This window comes from Streptococcus sp. SCPM-O-B-15304 (M98), from assembly GCF_058200215.1.
Genome location: NZ_JBYQGQ010000063.1, coordinates 1 through 235 on the forward strand (window position 1 = coordinate 1; position 235 = coordinate 235).

General features: G+C 48.1%; 1 protein-coding gene. It reads left to right on the top strand.

The features are described from left to right. Positions 1-235: Ig-like domain-containing protein (locus AC3E7H_RS10095; RefSeq protein WP_490676527.1), on the top strand; the 235-nt coding region annotated here is incomplete at both ends.

A 235-nucleotide genomic window follows, 5' to 3' on the forward strand; every position in this document is an offset into this window, starting at 1 on the left:
CTTCCAAACGGAACAAAAGCAACAGCAACAGCCGGTGAAGATGGTACCTTCAGCGTTCCAGTAAGTGGCTTGAACGAAGGCGATAAAGTCTCAGTAACAGCAACAGACGCAGCAGGTAACAAGTCAGGAGCAACAGAAGCAACCGTAGCGAAAGCCGATGATAAGACAGCTCCAGATGCACCAAAAGTAAACGAAGTTAAAGCAGGTGACACAGCAGTAACAGGTACAGCTGAAG